The sequence below is a fragment of the Candidatus Pelagibacter sp. genome (genome assembly GCF_052049815.1).
In the GTDB taxonomy this organism is placed as follows: Bacteria; Pseudomonadota; Alphaproteobacteria; order Pelagibacterales; family Pelagibacteraceae; genus Pelagibacter.
The window spans coordinates 1-2,963 of sequence record NZ_JBNGZG010000074.1 but is presented as its reverse complement, the minus strand read 5'-3'; the positions used below and the strand labels follow the sequence as shown (position 1 = coordinate 2,963).

Annotated in this window: 4 protein-coding genes; all 4 read left to right on the top strand. The window is 24.2% G+C overall.

The features are described from left to right. On the top strand, nucleotides 1–386 hold a 386-nt coding region (locus ACTT9D_RS07150), incomplete at its 5' end, for a cell division protein FtsQ/DivIB (RefSeq protein WP_440931093.1). Beyond that, complete coding sequence (locus ACTT9D_RS07145; RefSeq protein ID WP_440931092.1) at nucleotides 376–1,080, top strand: hypothetical protein; 705 nt, start codon at nucleotides 376–378, stop codon at nucleotides 1,078–1,080. The genes ACTT9D_RS07150 and ACTT9D_RS07145, both read left to right, overlap by 11 nt. Before the next feature lie 64 nt (nucleotides 1,081–1,144). Then, a complete protein-coding gene (gene lpxC / locus ACTT9D_RS07140) occupies nucleotides 1,145–2,065 on the top strand; it encodes a UDP-3-O-acyl-N-acetylglucosamine deacetylase (protein WP_440931091.1) in 921 nt (306 codons plus the stop codon). Between the two features lie 37 nt (nucleotides 2,066–2,102). Beyond that, the gene (locus ACTT9D_RS07135) at nucleotides 2,103–2,957 is read left to right on the top strand and encodes an outer membrane protein assembly factor BamD (RefSeq protein WP_440931090.1); all 855 of its coding nucleotides are present in this window, start codon (nucleotides 2,103–2,105) and stop codon (nucleotides 2,955–2,957) included. Nucleotides 2,958–2,963: the final 6 nt, after the last annotated feature.

Here is a 2,963-nt window from a genome sequence, read left to right as displayed (position 1 = left end):
ATATTAAAAAAACAAAATTCTTAGCAAATATAAACATTGATGGAAAAGATTTTTTTATTGGTGAAAATAAAAAGTTTATAAAATCTGAATATAAAGATCCAAATTTACCATCTGTATTTGGTAAACCTACCGCTGAAGAATTTATTAAATTTCGTCAAAATATAATTAATTCTAAATTGAAATTTGAAGATTTAAAATATCTTTATTTTTTTCCATCAAAAAGATGGGACCTAGAGTTCAAAAATGGAAATATACTAAAGCTTCCGTTGGTAACTTCACCAAATATTTTCGACTATTATTATAAAATTTTACAATCAGAGCAATTTAAAGAAAAAAATATTTTTGATATGAGAATTGTTAATCAATTAATAATTAATGAGCATTGATAGAAAAATTGAATCCTTCATATATTTAGGAAAAAATAAAATTTCAATTTCAGTTTTTAATGAAAAAAATAGACCAATTTTTAAAAAAAATCTTTTGATACAAAAAAATTATTTAGATTTAGATTTTAATGCACATGAATTTATTGAAAAAACAATTTTTGAATTTGAGAAAAAAAATCAAATTTTTTTAAAACAAACAAATATTATTATTGATCACGATCATTTTTTAGAAATAAATATCTCTAAAAAAGATAAAGTTAATAAACCATTAATTACAAAACAGGATATCGAATATTTGATTTTTGATTTGAAAAAAATTGTTCAAGATAATAATTATAATTATTCTATCACTAATATCAAAATCAAAAATTTTAGAGTTGATGAAAAAAATTATGAAACTTTTGAGCAAATTACTTCAGGTGGAATATTAAGTTTGGAGGTTATGTTTGAAAGTCTTAAAAAAGAAATTCAAGTTGAAATAAAGAATTTCTTCTCAAATCTGGAAATTGATATAAACAAGTATTTTTCAACAAATTATCTTGAGCTAGGCACATTTAATGAAAAAGTTGATGTGTGTGCTGCAGCCGCTAAATCTCTTTACAATTATGATCAAAATGAGGTTACGATTATTCCAAAAATGAGAAAAAAAAAGAGTTTTTTTGAAAAATTGTTCTATTTAATAGATAAATTTTAGTCGGTATTTAACTGTAATATTAGTTGAGTATTTAATTTTCATTAAAAATTGTAAGTTTTTTTAAATGTCATTTCATAAACAAAAAACGATAACCGAAGAACTAAAATTTAGAGGAGTGGGGTTACATTCAGGTAAATTTGCTAATCTAAGCATTAAGCCCGCAAGTCCAAACACTGGAATTATATTTAAAAGAATTGACTTAAAAAAAAATAATATAGTAATACCACATGTTAATAACGTAAGCAGTGCAGTGCTTTGCACAACTGTATCTAATGAATATGGCGTGAAAATTTCTACACTTGAACATTTAATGGGGGCTTTATTTGGTCTTGGAGTTGATAATGCAATTATAGAAGTAGATAGTGAGGAAATTCCGATACTTGATGGATCAGCTAAAATTTTTGTTGAAGAGATAAAAAAAATTGGCTTAAGAAGTAGTGAATACCCGATAAAGGTTATTAAGATAAATAAAAAAATTGAAATAAAAGCTGGTGAAAAATTTATTTCAATTGAGCCAAGTAAGATAAATTTAGAAATCGATTTTGAATTAAAATATAATAACCAACTTATTGGGAATCAAAGAAACTCGCTTCAAGTTTATGAAGATGATTTAACAGATACTTTTAATTCTAGAACCTTTTGTTTGTTTGAAGATATTGAAAAATTAAAAACTCTAGGATTAGCAAAAGGAGGTTCCTTAGATAACGCAGTTGTAGTTAAAGGAGATAAAATTCTTAATGAAAAAGGTTTAAGAAACGAAAAAGAATTTGTTAATCACAAAATTTTAGATTGCATGGGTGATATTTATTTAACAGGTTACAAAATCATAGGAAAAATTCTATGTTCTCAGGGTGGACATAAACTAACGAATGATTTAATGCGAAAAGTTTTACAAGAAGAAAATAATTATTCTATAGTGGAAATTAAAGAAAATCTTTTACCACATATTTACTCCAAAAAAATAAATTTAAAATCAATAGCTTAAAATTAGATTTTGAATTAATAATAAACTTTTAAAGTTTATGAAATATTTAAAACAATTTTTGATACTTTTAATTATTCCGCTAGTCATTGGTTGTGGTGGAAAAGAAATAGAAGAAATCGTAATAAATGAGACTGACATTGAGTCTCAAATGATAGAAGCTTATGAAAAAGGTTTGACTGCATTAGATGAGGGAGATGTTTTATTTGCTGCCAAAAATTTTAATGCAGTTGAAAATCTTTATCCACAATCTATATGGGCACCAAGATCAGTTTTAATGGCAGCTTATTCTTTTTATTCACAAGATTATTATGGAGATGCAATATCTGAATTAAAAAGATTTGTAAAAAATTATCCAACTAATGAGGATTTAGTTTATGCATATTTTTTACTTGGCACTTGTTATTATGAATTAATTATTGATGAAAAAAAAGATTTATCAGCTTTATTAAATTCGAAGAAATATTTTAATTTAGTTATAGATCAATATTCAAATACGGATTTTGCATTAGATGCAAAATTTAAATTACTATTAATCAACAACATTTTGGCATCCAAAGAAATATATATTGGCAAATATTATTTGCAAAAAGAAAAATGGATTCCTGCAATCAATAGATTTAAGTATGTAGTTGATAATTATGATGAAACAGAATTTGTGATGGAAGCTTTACATAGGCTAGTTGAAGTACATTATTTAATTGGTCTTGAAAAAGAAGCAGAAAAGTATGCAAACTTATTAGGTTATAATTATCAATCAAGCGATTGGTACAAACAAAGTTATAAAATTTTTGATAAGAATTATGAACCAGTTTTCAATAAAATTAAAAAAGAAAAGAAAAAAGGCAATTTTATAATTAGAAAATTTAAAGAGCTTTTTCAAAATGAAAGATAAGCTAAA

What these genes read in the sequence shown, in the direction of transcription:
- ACTT9D_RS07135 (WP_440931090.1), top strand. Translation starts at nt 2,103, where the DNA reads ATGAAATATTTAAAACAATTTTTGATACTTTTAATTATTCCGCTAGTC.
- ACTT9D_RS07145 (WP_440931092.1), top strand. Translation starts at nt 376, where the DNA reads ATGAGCATTGATAGAAAAATTGAATCCTTCATATATTTAGGAAAAAAT.
- lpxC (WP_440931091.1), top strand. Translation starts at nt 1,145, where the DNA reads ATGTCATTTCATAAACAAAAAACGATAACCGAAGAACTAAAATTTAGA.